This is a genomic window from Mesorhizobium sp. B2-3-7 (assembly GCF_006442695.1).
Classification (GTDB): domain Bacteria; phylum Pseudomonadota; class Alphaproteobacteria; order Rhizobiales; family Rhizobiaceae; genus Mesorhizobium.
The window spans coordinates 26,055-46,847 of record NZ_VFVV01000008.1 but is presented as its reverse complement, the minus strand read 5'-3'; the positions used below and the strand labels follow the sequence as shown (position 1 = coordinate 46,847).

Below are 20,793 nucleotides of genomic sequence, written 5' to 3'. Positions count from 1 at the left end.
TTGTTCGCGTCACTATCGCCCGACCAAGGCACCTAGGCGGCCTTCTTCCACCCGTTCTTGATATGCTTATATCCATCCCGATAAACCGCTTCCGGGCTCTCGGAAAAATCGCGCCACACCTTGGTCGCCGCCGCGAGATCCTTCAGCGAACGTCCAAACGCCTCGATCGTCAGCCAGTCGTCGTAGCCGCTCTTGCGGATGGCCGAGAATGTTTCCTTCCAGGGGATGTTGCCGCGCCCCGGCACGCCGCGATCGTTCTCCGATATATGGATATGCACGACATTCCTGCGATGCTTCGTATAGGCGCCGATCGGGTCTGCCTCCTCGATATTGGCGTGGAAGGTGTCGTACATCGCCTTGATGTGCGGCCGGTCGATGGCATCGACATGCTCCGACAGGTCGGCCATGGTGTTGAGGAGATAGCATTCGAAGCGGTTGAGCGCCTCGAGCCCGATGGTGACGTTCCTCTTGCCGGCATGATCGCCTATGGCGCGCTGCGAGGCGACGGAGCGTTTCTTCTCGGCCGCGGTCGGGCCGGATCCGGAAAAGGCGCCGAGCGTCGAATGCAAGGGGCCGCTCAGCGTTCTGGCCCCGAGGGCGTCTGCGCAATCGATCGCCCATTTCATGTAGTCGACACCGGCCTTGCGCGTTGCCGCATCGGCCGAGATCAGGTTCATCGCCGGATCGCCCATCGCTGAAACGGCGGTCCGTTCAAGCCCTATGCGATCGAGCAGCTCGCCCAATTTCCTGTAGTCGTCCGGCATGCCGGCAAAGATCGGTATCTCGACGCCGTCGAAGCCGGTGGCCTTGATGTCGCGAAGCAATGGCTCGTGCTTCTTCGATACGGCCGTCGTCCACAAGAACATGCACATGCCGATTTTCATCGACGCCCCTCCCCCAAATGATCCCCCCGCGAGATCAAATTTAAAGTTTCGTCCACACTCCATTCTTCTTCGACGATTTCACGCAGGCCTCGATGAAGGCCATGCCCTCCACGCCGTCCTGAATGGTCGGGAACACGACGTCCTTGGCAGGTTTGCCGCCCTTGCGCCGCGCGGCGCGGATGGCGCGTGCGGCCTCCTGGTAGATGTTGGCGAAGCCTTCGAGATAGCCTTCGGGATGACCGGAGGGAACGCGGCTGACACGGCCCGCCACCGGCAGCGCGCCGGCGCCGTTGCGGGTGATCAGCTGCTTGGGCTGGCCGAACGGCGTATACCAGAGATAGTTCGGGTCGGCCTGCACCCATTCCAGCCCACCCTTCGAGCCATAGATGCGCAGCTTCAGCCCGTTCTCATGGCCGGGCGCCACCTGGCTTGCCCAGATCATGCCTTTTGCCGCATGCGTCTTGCCGACCGGCTTGAAGCGCAGCATCACGTTGACATTGTCGTCGAGCTGCCGTCCCGGCACGAAGGCGTCGAGATCGGCCGACAGAGTGTCGAGTTCCAGCCCGGAGACAAAGCGCGCAAGATTGTAGGCATGCGTGCCGATGTCGCCGAGCGCGCCGCCGGCGCCGGCCTGCTTGGGGTCGGAACGCCACGCCGCCTGTTTTTGACCGGTGGCGGCAAGGTCCTCCGTCAGCCAGTCCTGCGGATATTCCGACTGCACGATGCGGATGTCGCCGAGCACGCCCTTGGCCACCATCTCGCGCGCTTGGCGGATCATCGGATAGGCGGTGTAATTGTGGGTCAGCACGAACACCTTGCCGGTCTTCTCGACGATCGCCGCGAGCTTCTTTGCCTCGGCCAGCGTCGTCGCCAGCGGCTTGTCGCAGATGACATGGATGCCGGCTTCAAGAAACGCCCTGGCCGCCGGCACATGCACATTGTTCGGAGTGACGATGGCCACCGCCTCGATGCCATCCGGGCGCTTGGCCTCGGCCTTGGCCATCTCGGCATAGGACGTGTAGCTGCGCGAAGGGTCGAGCCCGAGCTCGGCGGCAGAGGCCTTGGCGCGCGCCGGATCGGACGACAGCGCGCCGGCGACCAGCACGAACTCATTGTCCATGCGCGCCGCGATCCGATGCACCGCGCCGATGAAAGCGCCTTGCCCGCCACCGACCATGCCATAGCGGATCGGGCCGCCTCCCGTTTCCGACTTCGATGCACCGACCATGTCGTCTCCCTCGTGTCTGAGATACCCCTCCCTCGAGGGAGAGGGAAAACCCGCGCTAGATTCCCATCATGGCGCGCAGCACCTTCTTATCCGTGGCACCGCCGGCGAAATCGTCGAACGCCTTCTCCGTCACCCGGATGATGTGGTGCTGGATGAAAGGCGCGCCTTCGGCCGCGCCGTCCTCCGGATGCTTCAGGCAGCACTCCCACTCCAGCACCGCCCAGGAATCATAGTTGTACTGCGTCAGCTTGGAGAAAATGCCGCCGAAATCCACTTGTCCGTCGCCGAGCGAGCGGAAGCGGCCGGCGCGGTTCGTCCAGCTCTGGTAGCCGGAATAAACGCCTTGCCGCCCGGTCGGATTGAACTCGGCGTCCTTGACGTGGAAGGCCTTGATGCGCTCGTGGTAGATGTCGATGAATTCGAGATAGTCGAGCTGCTGCAACAGGAAGTGCGACGGATCGTAATTGATGTTGCAGCGCTTGTGGCCGCCGACCGCGTCGAGGAACATCTCGAACGTCGCCCCGTCGAACACATCCTCGCCGGGATGGATTTCGTAGCCCACGTCGACGCCATTGTCCTCATAGACATCGAGGATCGGCTTCCAGCGCTTGCCTAGTTCTGCGAACGCCTCTTCGATCAATCCGGCCGGCCGCTGTGGCCAGGGATAGAGGTAGGGGAAAGCCAGAGCGCCGCTGAAGCTCACCGAGACGTCGAGCCCGAGATTGCGCGACGCCTTGGCCCCGAACTGCATCTGTTCGACCGCCCATTGTTGCCGCGCTTTGGGGTTGTTGTGCACCGAAGCCGGCGCAAAGCCGTCGAACTGCGCGTCATAGGCCGGATGCACCGCCACCAATTGCCCCTGCAGATGCGTCGATAGTTCGGCGATCTCAACGCCGGCGTCGGCACAGATGCCCTTCACCTCGTCGCAATAGGCCTTGGAAGACGCAGCCTTTTGGAGGTCGAACAAGCGCGCGTCCCAGGTCGGGATCTGCACGCCCTTATAGCCGAGGCCGGCCGCCCATTTTGTGATCGATGCAAGCGAATTGAACGGCGCTGCATCGCCCGCGAACTGCGCCAGGAACAGTCCAGGGCCCTTCATCGTCGTAGGCATCGGCATCCTCCCTCATTGTTGTCGCGCCCGAGCATAGCGCCGATTGAAGACAGGGCCAGCCACTTTGGTCTGTTCTCAACGGTCACTTGCATGCATTGTCATTCTGGTATTACCAAACGTGGCGATTTGGTCAAGCCTTGCCACTCACATTCAGAGCCTTCCACTGTGCCACGGGAGGGCAGCATAGTCCAATATAATCAATGGAGTAATCCAGACATCAAGTTGCCATCGCACAGTTCTTGCCGCGCGTGGGAAATTGCTGTAGACCTCGTCTTGGGCCCAATTGGTCGAACCAGTTTGCGAAGAAATGCTGGAACGCCTTGGGGAGGAACCGTCCGTCACATCCGGTGACGGCATGTTGCAGGCGAACCATTAGGGACGATCCGGGAAGGACAGACCATGCATCTTTCGACGCACAACTGGATGCGCGCGGAACCGTTGGAGACGACGCTCAAGCGCATCAAGAAATTCGGCTATGAGTCGATCGAGATTTCCGGCGAGCCCGACCAATACAAGACCAAGGAGACGCGCGCGCTCCTGAAGGAGCACGGCATACGCTGCTGGGGCGCCGTGACCTTGATGCTTGGCGAACGCAACCTTGCCGCCCGGGACCAGGGCCAGCGCGAGCGCTCCGTGCAATACGTCAAGGACGTGTTGACCATGGTCAGCGAACTCGACGGCGAGATCATCACGCTGGTTCCCGCGACCGTCGGCAAGGTCGTGCCGGACGGCACCGAGGAAGAGGAATGGAAGTGGGTGGTCGATGCCACCAGGGAGTGCTTCACCCACGCCAAGAAGGTCGGCGTCAAGATCGCGGTCGAGCCACTCAACCGTTTCGAGACCTACCTGTTCAATCGCGGCGCCCAGGCCTTGGCGCTGGCCGACGCGGTCAGCCCGGAATGTGGCGTCTGCCTGGACGCCTACCACATCCATATGGAGGAATTTAACGTTTACGACGCGATCCGTAAGGTCGGAAAGCGCCTGTTCGACTTCCATGTCGCCGACAACAACCGCTTCGCCGCAGGCCTCGGCCAGATCGACTGGCCGAAGATCGTGGCGACCTTGCGGGAGGTCGGCTATGACGGGGCGCTGACTAACGAGTTCGTCGCGCCTGTCGACCGCACACCGGCCGCGCCCTACCCCGACATGGTCGAACGCCACCCGGTCGACATCTCGCCCGAGCAGCTCAAATTCATCCAGGATCACGGCTCCAGCGTGCTGACGGAAAAGTTCTACACCGACCAGATGCGGATCACTGCCGAAACGTTGCTGCCGCTGATCAAGTAGCCGATCCGATTGGGAATGAGCCCTCCCGCCATCCGGCGGCAGGGCCGGGGAAGACCATGCGCATCAAAAGCGTCCAGGCCTGGTGGATTCGCATACCGATCGAGGCGGCCAAGCAGCACCGCAGCGATTTCGGTCAGGTGACGACCTTCGACGCCGCCATCCTGCGCATCGAAACCGATGACGGGCTGGTCGGCTGGGGCGAAGGCAAGAACGCCGCCGGCAGCGCCGGCAGCTATGGTGCGCTCGTCCATATGCTGAACCGCGAGGTCGGGCCGCAGCTCGTCGGCCGCGATCCGGCCGATATCGGCATCATCTGGGAAATGCTCTACAACGGCGTGCGCCACGACAGCGCGGCGCGCGCCGGCCATGCCATGCCGCAGCTGGCGCGGCGCGGCATGAGCGTGGCCGCCATCAGCGCCGTCGACATCGCGCTCTGGGACATACTGGGCAAATCGCTCGGGCAGCCGGTCTGGCGGCTGATCGGTGGGCGCAAGCTCGATCGCATGCCGGCCTACGCCTCGGGTGGCTGGGCGTCCGCCGACGCGATCGGCGACCAGCTCAAATCCTATGTCGCCAGGGGCGGCTTCAAGGCGCTGAAGATGCGCATCGGCGCCATGGATGGCGCCGCGCATGTGTCGGCCGCTCGCGTTCGCGCCGCCCGTGAGGCGCTCGGCCCCGACGTCGAGTTGATGGTCGACGCCCATGGCACCTATACGGTGGCGGAGGCCAAGCGTTTCATCCATCTCGCCGGCGATCTCGACCTTGCCTGGTTCGAGGAGCCGGTGATCGCCGACGACAAGTCCGGCCTTGCCGAAGTCCGTGCCTCCGGCGCCATACCGATCGCCACCGGCGAAAGCGATGCGACCCGCTATGCCTTCCGCGACCTCGCCGTGCTCAAGGCCGCCGACATCTTCCAGCCCGATCCCGCCTTCTGCGGCGGCATCAGCGAGGCCATGAAGATCGGAACCATCGCCAGCGCCTTCAACCTGCGCTTTGCGCCGCATCTATGGGCCGGCGCGCCCTGCTTCTTCGCCGGGCTGCATGTCTGCGCCGCCTCGCCGTCGAGCTTCACCGTCGAATATTCGCTCGGTGCCAATCCGATGATCCACGACCTTGTCGAAGAGACTGTCGAAGCCAGGGACGGTATGATAGCGATCCCCGAAAAACCCGGATTGGGATTCACCATTTCGGAGCGATTCCTGGAGGCGCACGCGCAACGCAATTGACGATGAAAGAAAACAACCTTCTCGCGGAGCTTGCCGCCTATCTGTTCTCCCATTCCGACAAGGAGACGGGCCGAACCCCTTCGGAACGCGAACTGGCGGAGCATTTCGGCGTCAGCCGCGGCCAGATCCGCGAAGCGCTGGCCATTCTCGAGGCCATGCGCATCGTCGAGCGCAGGGCCAAGTCCGGCATCTATATCGACACCAAGCAGGCCAGCGTTGAGGCGCTGGCGCTGTTCGCGCGCGCCGGACTGCCGCTCGATCCCTTGCAGATCTACGAGACGGTCGAATTGCGCAAGATCCATGAGATCAAGGCGGCCGAACTTGCATGCTCGCGTGCCACCGAGGAGAATTTCGAACGGCTGCGCGAGATCCTGAAGGCCTCGGAAGAACGCATCGCGGCAGGCGAAGGCCTCGCCAAGGAGGACCGCGAATTCCATCTCGAGATCGTGCGCGCCACCAAGAATGGCGTCTTCCACAACATCTGCAGCGTTTACTATTTGATGGGCGAGCAGCGCCTGCCGATCTACTTCAACGATCCGGAGCGCAGCGTGCGCTCGCATGCCGAACACATCCAGATATACGAGGCGCTGCTGCGGCGCGACGGCAATCTCGCCCAGGCGCTGATGAGCGCCCACCTGCAGGGCGCGGAAAGCTACTGGAAGGGGCTGATCGAAGGCCTCGGGGCGGCGCCGCAAAACCCGACGCTCGAACAGGCCTGACGGGGATGACGCGCATCCTGTCGACGCACAGACTGCATCCGCGCGCCGCGGCCATGCTGGCGGGGGCGGGTGAGCTTGTCGTCGCCTCGGCCATCGATCCGGGCACGCTGGCCGCCGAGGCGAGGAATGCCGACATCGTCATTGTGCGCGCGCCCCTGCCGCCACTGTTGTTCGAGGGTGCCACCAGGTTGCGGGCAGCGATCCGCCATGGCGCCGGGCTCGACATGATCCCGATGGAAGCAGCGACCGCGGCAGGTGTGCTGGTCGCCAACGTGCCGGCGGTCAACGCACGCTCGGTGGCCGAGCATGTGATGTTTGCAGCCCTCGCCCTGCTTCGGCAGTTTCGTGTCGTCGACCGCGACCTGCGCGCCAAGGGTTGGCTTGCCGGTCGCGAGCACGCCAATTCCAACATCGAGCTCGCCGGCAAGACGATCGGCATCGTCGGTCTCGGCGCCGTCGGACAGGCCGTTGGCCATATCGCCGCGCATGGATTCGACCTGAAAGTGGTGGCAACGACCCGCAGCATGCAGCCGGCACCGGACAAGGTCGGCTTCCTGTCGATCGACGCGCTGGTCGAGCAGAGCGACATCATCGTCCTGTGCTGTCCGCTGACGCCGGAAACGCGCGGCCTGATCAGCCGCGAACGCATATCGCGCATGAAACCCAACGCGCTGCTGATCAACGTGTCGCGCGGGCCCGTCGTCGATGACGACGCGCTGATCGAGGCCTTGCGGGAGCGCCGCATCGGCGGTGCCGCGCTCGACGTGTTCTCGACGCAGCCGCTGCCACCGGATCATCCCTATTTCGGCTTCGACAACGTCGTCATCACCCCGCACATGGCCGGCATCACCGAGGAATCGATGATGCGCATGGGCGTTGGCGCGGCCGGCGAGGCCCTGCTGGTGCTGGCAGGCAAATTGCCGGTCAATCTGCGCAACCCGGAAGTGGTCGGGCACTATCGGCGACGGTTTCCCGCCGACAGCTAGACCATCGCCGTTTCGCCCCAATTCTTCGCGACGCTGGAGCCATGTCCGTTCTCCGCCTCGCATTCCTTTGCCTTGCCACCACTTCAGCGGGCCTGCTGCCCTCGCTCGCCGCGGCCGAAAGCAGCTATGTCTATTGCGACAACGGGCTGCGCTGCTTCAAGGCTCCCTGCCCATCGAACAGCGTGCTCGACCTCGCCACCGGCAAGATCATCAAGGGCGTGTCGATCGACACCGGCGGATTGCCGACGAAGGACAAGGCGATGGTCGAGGCCTCGGATGCGCTCTCTGCCGGCAAGATTGTCGTCAGGGGATCGATCGAGCGACGCACCCAGACCATCACCGGCAAGCAATACAGCCTGCCGTGGCTGATCGCGACGGCCGTCGAGCGCGCCGCCAAGGACAGCGAACGCAAGCACTGCTCTTCACACTGACATTCGGTTCAGTCCCGATCAGCCGCCCAGCAATCTCTCCACTTCAGCGGCGATGCTCAGCAGACGGCGGTCATGGCCGTGGCGCGCCACCAGCATCAAGCCGGCCGGCAGCGCCATGCCTGGTATCGGCAGCGAGATCGCGCAGAGATCGAACTGGTTGGCCACCTGCGTGTTGCGCAGCAGCAGGCCCTCCGTGCGATCGCGCAGACCGGCATCTTGCGCCAGGGAGACGATGGTCGGCGCCGTCACCGGCGTGGTTGGCAGGGCCAGCACATCGACCGACGTCAGCCGCTCATCCGTGGCGGCGGCCAACGCAGCACGGCGACGCAGTGCCCTGATGTAAACCGGGGTCGGCAGCATTGCCGCCCGCGACAAGGGTCCGCTCACATGCGGGTCAACCGGCACCGGAGCGCCTGCCGCCAACCAGTCTGCATGCACTTCAGCCCCTTCCATCGCGGCGATCGAACCACGTTTTGTGAACGCGCGAAGGTCCGCGATCAGGTCGTCGATCGACAGGTCCGCGACCCGTGCGCCGGCCTGCTCGATCTTGCCGAGGCAGCGCTCGAACGCTGCTGCCACCGCGCCTTCAGTCTCTCCGAAAAGCACGCCGCGCGGGAGACCGATGCGCAGCCCCGCAAGGGCGAGTGGCGCCGGCAGCGCCAAGTCCTCGCCCGCCATCACCGCATCGGCTGCGGCGCATTGCGCCACGGTGCGGGCGAGCGGGCCGACCGAGTCCAGCGTGGCCGACAGCGGAAAGGCGCCTGTGAGCGGCACCCGCCGCGCCGTCGGCTTGAAGCCGACGACGCCATTAAGGGCCGCCGGAATACGGATCGATCCGCCAGTGTCGGAACCCATGGAGATTTCGCTCGTCCCCTCGCCGACCGAAACGCCGGCGCCGGAGGAAGAGCCGCCGGGAATGCGGTCGGCATCGGTCGCGTTGCCAGGCGTGCCATAGTGCTGGTTGTCGCCGATGGCGGTAAAGGCGAACTCGGTCATGTTGGTCTTGCCGATGATCACCGCGCCGGCTTGCCGCAGCCGGCGCACAATCATGGCGTCGCCAATTGCCGGCGCAGCATCCTTGAGCAGCAGTGATCCGGCCGTGGTCGCCTCGCCGCAGACATCGAACAGGTCCTTGATCGAAATGATCGTTCCGTCGAGCGGTCCGAGCCTCACGCCGGCCCTCCGCCGCGCGTCGGCGGCATCGGCTGCGGCTCGTGCGGCTTCGGTATAGAGTTTCGTGAACACACGTTCTTCACCGGCACGGGCGGCGAGACGCGCAAGGATAGTTTCCAGGTGATCGCGGACGGATTGCATCTTCGGTGTCGGACTCCGGACCTCTGGGACGTCTTAAGCTTAGCAGCCAGCGCGTGGCGTGCCGAGACTTAACCCGGCGCGGGCGGTTTTGCACCCCTGGCGGACGCAAGGAAGAGAACGATGCTCTACAAAGGCAGCTGTCATTGCGGCAAGGTCGCCTTCGAGTTCGAGGCGGAACTGACCGAAGCCGTGCGGTGCAATTGCTCGATCTGCTCGCGCAAGGGCGCCTTGCTGTGCGCCGTTCCGCATCAGGCGCTGCGGGTGCTGGCCTGGAGCGACGAGATCGGCACCTACACATTCGGCAACTGCGCCATCGCGCACCGCTTCTGTCGCACCTGCGGCATCCATCCTTTCGCCGAGGATGTGCGCGAGGGGAGTGAACGCAGCGCCTACATTAACGTCAACTGTGTCGCCGATGTCGATCCGTCCGCCTTGTCGATCTTCGACTTCGATGGGCGTTCAGCCTGAATTTCGCCGGCAGCCTGCCGCGTCTGCCTGTCAGCGACGCCGCCATCGCAAAGGCAACGGCCCGAGAACCATGATGGTTCTCGGGCCGTTGCGCAAGTCAGGGATGGTTGTCGGGAGAGCCTACTCGGCGCGTTTTGGGGCGAGCAGAAACACCACGACTGCCGCCAGCAAAGTCGCCACGCCGCAATAGGCGAAGGCACTGGCGACGCCGGCATGATCGACCAGCAGGCCGCCAAAGACGGCGCCGAGCGCAATCGCCACCTGGAAGGTGGAGACCATCAGGCCGCCGGCGCTCTCGGCTTGATCGGGCGCGGCCCGCACCAGCCATGTCTGCAGCCCGACCGGCACCGCGCCGAAGGCAAAGCCCCAGGCCGCCACGGCGGCGGCGGCGATCGCCGGCGAGGCGCCGAAGACCAGCATCAAGGCGGCGGCCACTGCGATCAGCAGGGGTGCCAGCGCGACGGCGGCCTTGAGATTGCGTTCGGCCAGGATGCCGCCGGCGATATTGCCGAAGAAGCCGCCTATGCCATAGGCCAGGAGCACCAGCGAGATTGTCTCGATGCCGAGCATCGGGATCTTCTCGAGGAAGGGGCGCACATAGGTGAAGCCGGCAAAGTGCCCCGAAGCGACCAGCAGCACGACCAGCAGCGCCACCCTGATGGACGGGCGTTCCAGCACCTCGAGCAAAGTGCGGAAACTTGCCACGCCCATCGGCGGCAGTTTCGGAATGGTGGCCACCTGCACCAACAACGCCAGCGCGGCGACGACCGTGGCGATCATGAAAGCCGTGCGCCAGCCCCAGGTATCACCGACATAGGCGCCGACAGGGGCGGCGGTGACGGTGGCCAGCGAAACGCCGGTCAGGATGATCGACATGGCGCGTGGCATCAGCCGCATCGGCACCAGCCGCAACGCCATGGCCGCCGACATAGCCCAGAAGCCGCCGAGTGCAACGCCGAGCACGACGCGGGCAAGCAGAAGCATGGACAGCGACGAGGCAAAGGCGGCCAAAAGGTTCGAGGCGATCAGAAACGCGGTCAGCATCCACATCACCAGCCTGCGGTCCATGCGCCGTGTTATGATCGCCATCGTGGGAGCGGCAATGGCGCCGACGATCGCGGTCGCGGTGACCGCCTGTCCCGCAACGCCTTCGCTGACGCCGAGATCGCTCGCCATCGGCGTCAACAGGCTGGCGGGCAGGAATTCCGCCGTAACGAGACCGAAAACACCAAGCGCCAGCGAGACGACGGCGCCCCATGCCGGCTCTGTTCGTTCCTCCTGATCGACAGTGTTCAATAGGGCGGCGTCGACGACGCCCGTCGCGGGTTCGGCCATGGTCAGTCTCCGATGAAGTTGCAGCGCAACATTTGGCTGCACTGCAACATAGGGAGTGACGGCCTGGAGTTTCCATGCTAGAAACACCATTATGTTTGACCGTTCGTCCAAAGTTCCGACCACTGGCGATCCGCTGACCGACATATTGCGTGGGCTGCGTCTCGACGGCGTCGACTACGCCCGTTGCGAAATGCGGGAGCCTTGGGGCATCCAGTTTCCGGCCCAGGCAGCGGCGCGATTCCACTTCATCGGCCGCAAGGGCTGCTGGCTGATGCAGCCCTCGGGCGAGTGGGTCGAGCTCAAGGCGGGCGACGCGGCGCTGCTGCCGCGTGGCGCAGCGCATGTGCTGGCAAGCGAACCGGGCACCAAGGCTTGGCCGATCCAGGGCTACGCGGCCGAAGAAGTCTGCAAGAACGTCTATTGCATGTCCAATGAAGCCATGTGCCCCGATGGTCGCTGTCCGGGCACGCTGCTGTTTTTTGGCAGCATGTACTTCAACATCGATGGCCTGCATCCCCTGCTCGGCATGATGCCTGATGTCATGCGCGCGCATGAACTCGAAGCTTATGAGCCGGGTATTCCGCATCTCCTGGACTCGATGGCGCGTGAAGTGACGATGGAGCGCGTCGGCTCCGGCGGCATTCTGGCGCGGCTCGCCGACGTCCTTGCCGCCACCGTGATCCGCTCATGGGTCGAGCGCGGCTGCGGCGATTCAAGCGGTTGGATCGCGGCGGTCAGGGATCCCGACATCGGGCGCGTTCTGGCCGCCATCCATCTCGAACCGGACCGCGACTGGACCGTCGAGGCGCTCGCCAGGATGATGGGCGCCTCGCGATCGGGCTTTGCCGAGCGTTTTGCCACCATTGTCGGCGAGACGCCGGCCAGGTACGTCACCCAGGTGCGCATGCACCAGGCCCGACAATGGCTGGTGCGCGATCGCCAGAAGATTTCCGTCGTCGCCACACGCCTGGGTTATGAGTCGGACGCCGCCTTCAGCCGGGCCTTCAAGCGCGTCATCGGCTCGGCTCCCAGCCACCTGCGTGCCGAGGAACATGCTGAGATCCGCCAGGCCGGCTGAAGCGGCAGGCCGTGACTCCAGGCTGGAGCAATTCCGTCCGGAATTGCCCGAAGAGGTACAGCAGTTCAGCGTTTCCGTGGGACGCTGAACTGCTGTAGGAATCGGCATGGACTTGACCTCGCCCAACGACACTGTGCCGGCCCCGGGGGGTGCGTTGACCGAGATGTTGCGCGCGCTGCGCCTCGAGGGCGTCGACTATGGCCGCTGCGAACTGGGCGCGCCTTGGGCCGTGCTCTTTCCGGTGCAGAAGGCGGCGCGGTTTCACTTCATCGGCCGTGCCGGATGCTGGCTGCTTTCGCCACCAGGCGAATGGATGGAACTGAGAGCCGGCGATGCATTGCTGTTGCCGCGCGGCGCCGAGCATATCCTTGCCAGCGCACCCGGTGTACAAGCCGAACCGCTCGAAAGCTACAGCGTCGAGCCCCTGCAGGACAATGTCTACGCCGTCTCGAACGGCGGCCATGGTGCAAAAACGCTGCTGTTCTGCGGCAGCATGCACTTCAACCACGATGGCTCGCATCCACTGCTGGCCATGATGCCGGATATGCTGCGCGCGAAGGAGCTGATGGCCGGCGAGCCAAGCATCCCGCATTTGCTGGAAGCCATGGCCGACGAGGCGACGAGGAACCGGGCCGGCTCCGGCATGATGCTGGCGCGGCTGGCCGATGTATTGGCCGCAGCCATCATCCGCTCCTGGGTGGAGAACAGCGCCGGTGACATCACGGGTTGGATCGCGGCGATCAAGGATCGGGACATCGGCCGCGTGCTGGTCGCCATTCATCGGCAGCCTGACAGGAACTGGACCGTCGAAGCGCTGGCCCGCGAGATGGGCGCCTCACGGTCGGCTTTTGCCGAACGTTTCACGGCCGTCGTCGGAGAGACACCGGCAAAATATGTCGCCGGGGTACGCATGCATCAGGCAAGGCGGTGGCTCGAGGAAGAAGGGATGCGGGTGTCGGTGATCGCCGCCAGATTGGGCTATGATTCGGAAGCGTCGTTCAGCCGGGCCTTCAAGCGCATCGTCGGCAGCGCGCCCAGCCATTTGCGCGCCGCGGGCGGCGCCTCGGGAAAAGGCTAAATCAACGCTGTTTGCAGTGGCGATTTCCGGCCTGGATGAATTGCCAAGTGTTCCGGACAGAATGCCATTCCCGGCTTGGCCATTTGCAATAGCTTGTCATCCAACAGACGAGCGCTGGCGGCAAGTCGGCCCGAAGAGGAGAAGCGATGCCAAATCACTTAAAAATCCTGACGCTGGCCGCAATGCTCACTATCCCCGGCCGTGCCTTCGCCCTTGAGGACAGCTATCTGCCGGCCAGCAAGATTCCCTATGTTTCTGAGGCGCCGGACCAACCGCAGCGTCTCGGACCGCTATGGGGAGAAAGGGCCAAGGGCCCCGCGGGTACCTTGCTGAAAGTCCCGGGCAACTGGCACGCCCCTGTTCATGCGCACACCGCCGATTATCGCGCCGTGGTGATCCAGGGCCTATGGGCGCACTGGCAGATGGACGGCGGCGAGGCGAGCAAGGTCGAGCTGCCTCCCGGATCCTACTGGACCCAGAAGGCCAATGAGATGCATGCCGACGCCTGCCTCTCGGAGACGGAATGCGTGATCCTGCTGATCAACACCGAGCCCTATGAGACCTATCTGCCGAAGTAGAGGTGCGGGACGGCTGTCCGGCCGGCATTGCTGCGGGGGCTCAGAACTCGGGTTCACAAGACCTGACCACAGCCAGTCCCGCTGTGCCAGTTTCCCATGATAGGAATTTTTTCTTGACTGGGTGAAGGCAACTATGGTAGATATTTGGTTATGGTGCTGAGTTGCGCCAGGGACCCGCCGCACAGGCGGGTTTTTCCGTTCAATGCTTCATCAACAGCGCACCGACGAAGGCTCCGGAGGGACCCGTTAACCCGGATTCCTTGCCCTGCCGCAAGTCGGGCTTTTTGTTTAGGGCGCTGTCCGGAACATCGCATTCGCGATATTCGCCTCATCCGGCGTGCCGCAAACTCACGCCGCTGCCCTTGTCGAACAGCACCACCTTGTCCGGATTCCAGGCAAAGCGCACCGGCTGCTCGATCGCGACATCGGTCCGCGCCGGCACCGTGGCGCGCAGCGTGGTCTCGCCCACGCGCAGCGTCAGGATCTTTTCCACGCCATGGTTTTCGACGTCGTGGACGCGCGCCTCGACCGGCGCACCGCTCTCGAGATAGACGTCCTCGGGGCGGATGCCGAAGACGAGCGGGCGACCGTCGGTCGCCGCACTCGCCTTGGCTCCCCCTGAAAGCGGCAATTCGAAATTCAGCGGCGCCATGACCGCACGATCGTTGACCACCCTGCCGTCGATGAGGTTCATCGGCGGCGAGCCCACGAAGCTCGCCACATAGGTGTCGCGCGGATTGTTGTAGATCTCATGCGGCGTGCCGGTCTGGACGATGCGGCCATGGTTGAGCACGCCCACCTTGTCGCCCATCGACATCGCCTCGATCTGGTCGTGGGTGACGAACAGGAAGGTGGCGCCGAGCTGCATCTGCAGGTTCTTCAGTTCCGTGCGCAGCGCCTCGCGCAGCTTGGCGTCGAGCGCCGACAGCGGCTCGTCCATCAGGAACACGCGCGGCTTGCGCACGATGGCCCGGCCGATCGAGACGCGCTGCATCTCGCCGCCCGACAGCCGGTCGGTCTTGCGGTCGAGCAGATGCTCGATCCTGAGCGTCCGCGCCGCGCGGTCGACGCGGTCCTTGATTTCGGCGTCGGGCAGCCGCCGGATCTTCGGCTTCAGCGGGAATTCGAGGTTTTCGCGCACCGTATAGCGCGGGTAGAGCGAATATTGCTGTAGCACCAGCGCCACGTCGCGCTCCGCGGCGCCCCAGTCGGCAACGTCGATCCCGTCGATGAAGACCTGGCCCTCGCTCGGTTTTTCCAGTCCGGCGATCAGCCGCAGCGTCGTTGTCTTGCCCGCGCCCGTCTCGCCGAGCAGGACGAAGAACTCGCCATCGGCGATGTCGAGGTCGAGCCCGGTCAGGGCCGTGTGATTGCCGAACGTCTTGGAGATATTCTTGAGCTGGATATGGGCCATCAGAGTCTCACTCCGAGCGACTTGCCGCTCGCCGCGTCGAAGAAATGCGCCTGTGTCGGATCGATCCTGGCGAACACCCTCTCGCCGGGACCTGAAATGAAGCCGCTCTTGGTGCGGGCGCGCAGCATCTTGGAGCCGACTTTCAGGTCGACGATGTCGAACGAGCCGAGCGGCTCGACGATCTGCGTCTCGACCGCCATGAAGCCCTCCGCCGCCTCACGGCTGATGAGGACGCCTTCCGGCCTGATGCCGAGTGCCAGCCGGCCGCCCGCATGGCCGTTCAGCTTCGACAGGAGCGCGCGCGGGAATTCGAAACCGGTTGGCGCATCGCCCACCGTCACCGAGGCCGACGAGGCTTTTTCGGCCACCGCCGCGTCGGCCACGTTCATCACCGGACTGCCGACGAATTGCGCGACGAACAGGTTGGCCGGGTGCGAATAGACCTCGTCGGGGGAGCCGACCTGCTGGAGAACCCCCTCATGCATGATGACGATGCGATCGGCGAGGCTCATCGCCTCGATCTGGTCATGGGTGACGTAGATGGTGGTCGAGCCTTGCTTGATGTGCAGCCGCTTGATCTCGGCCCGCATCTCCTCGCGCAGCTTGGCGTCGAGCGCGCCGATCGGCTCGTCCATCAGCATCGCTTTCGGCCGCCGCACCAGTGCCCGGCCGATCGCCACGCGCTGCATGTCGCCGCCCGACAGCGCCGACGGTTTCTTGCCGAGCAGGTCCGTGATTTGCAGCGTCTTGGCGACCGAGCGAACTTCCTGGTCGATTTCGCTCTTGCTCTTTCGCGTGGCGCGCAAGGGAAAGGCGATGTTCTCGTAGACGCTCATATGCGGGTACAGCGAGAACGACTGGAAGACCATGGCGATGTCGCGATCGGCGGCCTTCAGATGCTGGATGGGCTTGCCGTCGATGAGGATGTCGCCCTCGTCGATCGTCTCCAGCCCGGCAATGGCGCGCAGCGTCGTCGTCTTGCCGCAGCCCGACTGACCGAGCAGCACGATGAACTCGTTGTCTTCGATCTTGAGGTTGAGGTCCTTGATGACCTGGACGGCGCCGAAGAACTTCTGGACGCCGCGAAGCTCGATCTGGGTCAATGCTGCGCTCCCGGATTTCGCTGCGGATCGCCTGACTGGCCGGTTCCGGCTTCCTCTTGCGGTGCGATCTTGGAGGTGATGTTGAAGCCGATCAGGCCGATCAGGATGATGGTCAGCCCATAGCTGTGCAGCAGCAAGTTCCAGGGCTGGCAGAGCGCAACGATGCCGAGCACCATCAGCACCTGGCTGCCTGGTTCCAGATATTTCTGGTTGATGGCGCGAAAGCTCATTTGCGGATCGCTCCGAAGGACATGCCGCGCAACAGGTGATTACGAAGCAGGAAGGTGAAGATGGCGACAGGAAGCAGGAACAGGAAAGTGCCGGCGGCGATCACCGTCCAGTCCGGCAGCCCGGAGCCGACCTGGCTCGGGATGAACGGCGGTGCGGTCTGGGCGCGGCGATTGGTCATGATCAGCGCGAAGGCATATTCGTTCCATGCCGTGATGAAGCAGAACACGGCCGTCGCGGCGATGCCGGTGGCGGCTTCGGGCAGCACGATCTTGAAGAAGGCTTCCATGCGCGTATAGCCGTCGACGAGCGCCGCTTCCTCGTACTCCTTCGGGATCTCGTCCATAAAACCCTTCATCAGCCAAACCGAGAAGGACAGGTTGAAGGCGGTGTAGAGGATGATCAGCCCGATATGGGAATCGTTGAGGCCGACCGCCCGGTACATCAGGAACATCGGGATCGCCACCACCACGGGCGGCAGCATGCGGGTCGACAGGATGAAGAACAAAAGGTCCGCCTCGCCTTTGACCCTAAAGCGCGAGAAGCCATAGGCGGTGAACGTACCCATGCCGACCGCCAGCACCGTCGAGGTGATCGCGACGATCAGCGAATTCATGAAACGGTTCGGATAGCCCGACCATTGCACCTGGCCTTTGCCGTCGCGCACGATCTTTTCGCCGCCGTCGAAGACGACGCGTTCCCACCAGGGCGCCGCCGCGTATTCTTCGGGCGAAGGCGGGCTGCGCAATTGCGAGCGCTTGGTGAACAGCTTCACGAAGGGCGATATCTCCGGCTGGAACACGACCGTCGGCGGGATGGTGGTGGCAAGGTTGCGCGGCTTGAACGCCGTCGAGGCGATCCAGTAGATCGGCGCCAGGAAGATCACTGTCGCCACCAGCACGGCGACGATTGCGACGCGGTTGAGGGCGATCTCGGAAGAAGTGCGGACGGCGGCCATCTCAGCGCTCCTTCACTTTGTTGAGATATTTGACGTAGATGTTGGTGATGGCCAGCACCATGATCAGCACGATGTAGGCGAGCGCGCAGGAGCGCCCGGTCTGCCATTCCTGGAACGCCATCTTGTAGAGCCGGATCGAGATCAGTTCAGCCGTCGGCTGGGTGGTCAGGATGTAGGCCAGATCGAAGGTCTTGAACGCTTCCATGGTGCGGAAGATGACGGCGATCATGAGGATCGGCGCGACCAGCGGCAAGGTGATGCGGAAGAAGGTGTAGAACGGACCGGCGCGGTCGATAGCGGCGGCTTCGTAGAGGTGCTTCGGCACCGCCGAGAGGCCGGCCAGCGACAGCAGCATGACGAAGGGCGACCACATCCAGATGTCGGTCAGCGCCACCGCGTAGAGTGCCATCTTGGGGTCGGCCAGCCACTCGAAATTGCCAAGCCCGAGCGCATAGTTGATGACGCCCCATGACGGATCGTAGAGCAGTTTCCAGAACAGGCCGACGACGGCCATCGACAGCATCATCGGCAGCAGCAGCAGGGTCGTCAGCAGCCCCTTCAGCGGGATGTCGCGGTTGAGCAGCATCGCCACGCCGAAGCCGACCAGCAACTGTCCGGCGACCGAGATGATCACGTATTTGGCGGTGATGGCGAAGTTGGACCAGACATAGGGGTCGCTGAGCAGGTCGCGGTAGTTCTGCAACCCGACGAAATTCGCCGGCGCGTTGGTCGAGGCGCGGAAATCGGTGAAGGAATAGCCGAGCGAATAGATCAGCGGAAAGATGTTGAAGACGATCAGGAACAGGATCGTCGGGATGATGAAAAGATTGCGGATCGAAATATCGCTAAGGCCACGCGCGGCCGCGCGTGAAGATCTGTCCAGCGTGGTGATCATCGTGGTCGCCAAGACCCTGCTCCCGCTTGAAGAAAAAGAAACGGAGGAGGCATGAGCGCCCCCTCCGTGGGACATGAACGATTATTGGCCGCGGCCGTATTTCTTGAAGGTCGCGTTCCAGTCGGCGGCCAGTGCGTCGAGCGTTTCCTTGGCGGTGCCTTCGCCGCCGATCATGTAGGGATAGACGCGCTGGTTGAGCTGCTGGAGCAGTTCGGCATATTCCGGCACCGCCCAGAAATCCTTCACCTTGAACATGGTCTCGTAGAAGGCCTTGTTGTAGGGCGTCGCATTCTGGAACTCTTCCGACTTGAGCACGGCTGCGCTGCAGGTGTAGCCGCCGAGTGCCGCCCACTTCTTCTGGGTCTCGTCCTTGATGAACCATTCGAGGAACTTCATCGCCTCGTCCTGCTTCTGCGAGTAGGAGACGACGGAGATGCCCTGGCCACCGAGTGCGGCGAACTGGTCGCCGTTCGGCCCGGGAGGATTGGCGAAGAAGCCGGTGTTCTTGGCGTTCGGGTTCGACGCCTCGTTGATCAGCGAGGGGAAGAACGCGAAGTAGTTCATGCTCATCGCGGCCAGGTTTTCGGTGATCGCCTGGTTGTCCTCGACGAAGAACGACTTGGCCCAGCCCGGAGGCGTGAACTTGTAGAGCTCCTTATAGGCGTCGAGCGCGGCGACAGCCTTATCGGAGTTGATGAAACCGTCGACCTTGTAGGTCGAATAGTCACCCAGTTCGCCGCCATAGGAGAACAGCGCGTTCTCGAAGCCCATCGCCATCGCGTCATAGGAATTGTCGGTGTAGATGGCGATGCCGTATCTCTTCTGGTCCGGCCGGTGGAAGAATTCGGCGATGTCGCGCAGCGCCTTGAAATCCTTCGGCACGTCGAGGTCGTAGCCGTATTTGGCCTTGAAGGCTTCCTTCTCCTTGGGATCCTCGAACCAGTCCTTGCGATAGGACCAGCCGACGGCGTCGCCTTCGAGCGGGATGGCCCAGTACTTGCCGCTGTTGCCAGGATATTCGGCGTAGTACTTCACCGTCGCCGGCGCCATCACCTCGCCGAGCTTGTGCTTGTTGAAGAAGTCGGTGAGGTCGACATAGTGGCCACCGGTCGACCCGGCGCCGAGCCACTGCGAGTCGCCGACGACCAGGTCGTAGGCATCGCCATGAGCGTTGAACTCGGTGAAGGCCTTGGTCTGGAAGTCGGCCCAGGGCGTGGTTTCCACCGTGATCTTGACGCCGGTTTCCTTCTCGTACTCGTTGCCGAGTTCCTGGAGGTAGTTGGCAGGATCCCATTCCGCCCAGAAGATGGTGAGCGATTTGTCCTGGGCGTAGACGGATGTTCCGCAGGCAAGTGTCAAGCCGATACCAGCAAGCAAGCTGGTCACTATCTTGCGCATGATGTTTCCTCCCTTGTGCGCATTCTACCGTATCAAGCGAACCGGCAAACTGGGCCGGCCCTGGTAGTTCCTCCCTTGGTCGCGCCTTCCGGTTTGGAGCCTCCTCGCCCGTCCGGAAATGGATCGCAGCCCTCACTTTCGATCCGCTTTTCTCCTTTGATCTGGTATTACCAATTTTGAAGCTCCGTCAAGCCCTTTCTTGAGCAATGGTGACAGCTCGAAGTCTCGAATTCCAGCCTTATCTGCCTGTTTTTCCTAAATTTTCCTACTCATTGATAGACATCGGCCTTGTTCATGCTTCAGCATTGCGGTTAATATCGGCAACCAGTATGCAAATCTGGTAGAACCAGATACCTGCTATTTCGTGACCCTTGTTGGTTCGATCGCTTGTGCTTCGGAGACTGATTCCGCGATCGCCGCGCGCACCAGGGCGACCGCCGCCCACTGGGCAACGGACATCGTCCGGCGACCGTCCAGTCCCCAGATGTCCTTCAGCACGATAAGCACCTCGACGCCGAAGATCAGCGACAGCGCTTGCGCCAGCCGCTTGAGGTCGCGCGGCGGAAGCCGGCCCTTGAGCGGAGCGAGCGCGTCCTGGAGCAACTCGACGCGGTGGCCGCGCTTGAAGGTCGGTTCGCTGCCCAAAGTGCCGGCCTGGCGCCGCGCCCACTGATCGAGCGACAGTTTCAACGCCGCCTTGAATGTGGCCTCGAAAGCCTCGATGCGCGGCATGGCCGTATCGAAGAGCTCGGCGACGCGGCGCTCGGCATCGGCAGAGGTGGATTTCCAGGTGAGGATCGGCCCGAGCCCCTCGTTAACCACTGCCTGCACCAGTGCCGCCTGGCTCGGAAAATACCGGTAGGCGGTGGCGCGGGACACCTGCGCCGCCTCGGCAACCTCGCTGACCGAAGGTGTTGCGCCTGCCTGCATCAGCTTCGTCGCCGTCTCCAGCATCAGCCGTTTCGTGCGCGCGCGCGGTCCACGCTCTGGTCCCCCGGCGGTGTCGTCGCTTGCTGCGGCGTGTTGACGTGAGACATCCATACCAATATGATACGCGCGTCTCAAAAAATTGCA

21 protein-coding genes are annotated in these 20,793 nt (G+C 63.4%); 9 read left to right on the top strand and 12 right to left on the bottom strand.

All coding sequences use genetic code 11. The features are described from left to right. Window positions 1–32: 32 nt before the first annotated feature. Genes FJ940_RS16895 through FJ940_RS16885 form a run of 3 tightly spaced genes read right to left on the bottom strand, consistent with a single transcriptional unit; the run spans window position 33 to window position 3,223 of the window. The gene (locus tag FJ940_RS16895; protein WP_140657240.1) at window positions 33–884 is read right to left on the bottom strand and encodes a sugar phosphate isomerase/epimerase; all 852 of its coding nucleotides are present in this window, start codon (window positions 882–884) and stop codon (window positions 33–35) included. Between the two features lie 40 nt (window positions 885–924). Beyond that, window positions 925–2,112 carry a Gfo/Idh/MocA family oxidoreductase gene (locus FJ940_RS16890; RefSeq protein WP_140560225.1) on the bottom strand — a complete coding sequence of 396 codons (1,188 nt, stop codon included), beginning with the start codon at window positions 2,110–2,112 and terminating at the stop codon, window positions 925–927. 55 nt (window positions 2,113–2,167) lie between these two features. Beyond that, a complete protein-coding gene (locus FJ940_RS16885) occupies window positions 2,168–3,223 on the bottom strand; it encodes a sugar phosphate isomerase/epimerase (RefSeq protein WP_140657238.1) in 1,056 nt (351 codons plus the stop codon). 399 nt (window positions 3,224–3,622) lie between these two features. Here FJ940_RS16885 and FJ940_RS16880 point away from each other — a divergent pair, with 399 nt between their 5' ends. The 5 genes from FJ940_RS16880 to FJ940_RS16860 are packed head-to-tail and all read left to right on the top strand — an operon-like array spanning window position 3,623 to window position 7,872. Beyond that, on the top strand, window positions 3,623–4,510 hold the full coding sequence (locus tag FJ940_RS16880) for a sugar phosphate isomerase/epimerase (protein WP_140513800.1): 888 nt from the start codon (window positions 3,623–3,625) through the stop codon (window positions 4,508–4,510). Between the two features lie 56 nt (window positions 4,511–4,566). Further along, complete coding sequence (locus tag FJ940_RS16875) at window positions 4,567–5,736, top strand: mandelate racemase/muconate lactonizing enzyme family protein (protein WP_140500381.1); 1,170 nt, start codon at window positions 4,567–4,569, stop codon at window positions 5,734–5,736. A 2-nt stretch (window positions 5,737–5,738) separates the two neighbouring features. Then, a complete protein-coding gene (locus tag FJ940_RS16870) occupies window positions 5,739–6,455 on the top strand; it encodes a FadR/GntR family transcriptional regulator (protein WP_140513801.1) in 717 nt (238 codons plus the stop codon). 5 nt (window positions 6,456–6,460) lie between these two features. Next, window positions 6,461–7,441: a hydroxyacid dehydrogenase gene (locus FJ940_RS16865; RefSeq protein ID WP_140657236.1), complete on the top strand. Its 981-nt coding sequence runs from the start codon at window positions 6,461–6,463 to the stop codon at window positions 7,439–7,441. 41 nt (window positions 7,442–7,482) lie between these two features. Next, entirely contained in the window at window positions 7,483–7,872 is a 390-nt protein-coding gene (locus FJ940_RS16860) for a hypothetical protein (RefSeq protein ID WP_140500387.1), read from the top strand. Between the two features lie 18 nt (window positions 7,873–7,890). On the opposite strand, the gene FJ940_RS16855 is transcribed toward FJ940_RS16860, so the two are convergent. Continuing rightward, window positions 7,891–9,186, bottom strand: a complete 1,296-nt coding sequence (locus FJ940_RS16855; RefSeq protein WP_140657234.1) for an amidase — start codon at window positions 9,184–9,186, stop codon at window positions 7,891–7,893. 120 nt (window positions 9,187–9,306) lie between these two features. Between FJ940_RS16855 and FJ940_RS16850 the strand changes: the two genes are divergently transcribed. After that, window positions 9,307–9,654: a GFA family protein gene (locus tag FJ940_RS16850; RefSeq protein ID WP_140547393.1), complete on the top strand. Its 348-nt coding sequence runs from the start codon at window positions 9,307–9,309 to the stop codon at window positions 9,652–9,654. Window positions 9,655–9,774: 120 nt separating this feature from the next. On the opposite strand, the gene FJ940_RS16845 is transcribed toward FJ940_RS16850, so the two are convergent. Beyond that, window positions 9,775–10,989 (bottom strand): MFS transporter, encoded by a 1,215-nt coding sequence (locus FJ940_RS16845; RefSeq protein WP_140657232.1) that lies wholly within the window; start codon window positions 10,987–10,989, stop codon window positions 9,775–9,777. 91 nt (window positions 10,990–11,080) lie between these two features. On the opposite strand from FJ940_RS16845, the gene FJ940_RS16840 reads away from it, so the two are divergent. From FJ940_RS16840 to FJ940_RS16830, 3 genes are all read left to right on the top strand, one after another. Further along, a complete protein-coding gene (locus FJ940_RS16840) occupies window positions 11,081–12,067 on the top strand; it encodes an AraC family transcriptional regulator (RefSeq protein ID WP_140657230.1) in 987 nt (328 codons plus the stop codon). Window positions 12,068–12,173: 106 nt separating this feature from the next. Next, a complete protein-coding gene (locus FJ940_RS16835; protein WP_140657227.1) occupies window positions 12,174–13,145 on the top strand; it encodes an AraC family transcriptional regulator in 972 nt (323 codons plus the stop codon). A gap of 146 nt (window positions 13,146–13,291) precedes the next feature. After that, window positions 13,292–13,723 (top strand): DUF4437 domain-containing protein, encoded by a 432-nt coding sequence (locus FJ940_RS16830; RefSeq protein ID WP_140558334.1) that lies wholly within the window; start codon window positions 13,292–13,294, stop codon window positions 13,721–13,723. Between the two features lie 328 nt (window positions 13,724–14,051). On the opposite strand, the gene FJ940_RS16825 is transcribed toward FJ940_RS16830, so the two are convergent. From FJ940_RS16825 to FJ940_RS16795, 7 genes are all read right to left on the bottom strand, one after another. Next, window positions 14,052–15,137, bottom strand: coding sequence for an ABC transporter ATP-binding protein (locus tag FJ940_RS16825; RefSeq protein ID WP_140513807.1), 1,086 nt, complete (start codon window positions 15,135–15,137; stop codon window positions 14,052–14,054). Beyond that, window positions 15,137–16,240 carry an ABC transporter ATP-binding protein gene (locus FJ940_RS16820; protein WP_140500402.1) on the bottom strand — a complete coding sequence of 368 codons (1,104 nt, stop codon included), beginning with the start codon at window positions 16,238–16,240 and terminating at the stop codon, window positions 15,137–15,139. The genes FJ940_RS16825 and FJ940_RS16820 overlap by 1 nt, the downstream gene beginning before the upstream one ends. Then, window positions 16,237–16,470: a hypothetical protein gene (locus tag FJ940_RS16815; RefSeq protein WP_140513808.1), complete on the bottom strand. Its 234-nt coding sequence runs from the start codon at window positions 16,468–16,470 to the stop codon at window positions 16,237–16,239. The genes FJ940_RS16820 and FJ940_RS16815 overlap by 4 nt, the downstream gene beginning before the upstream one ends. Further along, a complete protein-coding gene (locus FJ940_RS16810) occupies window positions 16,467–17,426 on the bottom strand; it encodes a carbohydrate ABC transporter permease (RefSeq protein ID WP_140500406.1) in 960 nt (319 codons plus the stop codon). The genes FJ940_RS16815 and FJ940_RS16810 overlap by 4 nt, the downstream gene beginning before the upstream one ends. A 1-nt stretch (window position 17,427) precedes the next feature. Then, entirely contained in the window at window positions 17,428–18,333 is a 906-nt protein-coding gene (locus tag FJ940_RS16805; RefSeq protein WP_140500408.1) for a sugar ABC transporter permease, read from the bottom strand. Window positions 18,334–18,402: 69 nt separating this feature from the next. Then, window positions 18,403–19,719, bottom strand: coding sequence for an ABC transporter substrate-binding protein (locus FJ940_RS16800; RefSeq protein ID WP_140500410.1), 1,317 nt, complete (start codon window positions 19,717–19,719; stop codon window positions 18,403–18,405). 357 nt (window positions 19,720–20,076) lie between these two features. Then, entirely contained in the window at window positions 20,077–20,760 is a 684-nt protein-coding gene (locus FJ940_RS16795) for a TetR/AcrR family transcriptional regulator (protein WP_140657226.1), read from the bottom strand. Window positions 20,761–20,793: the final 33 nt, after the last annotated feature.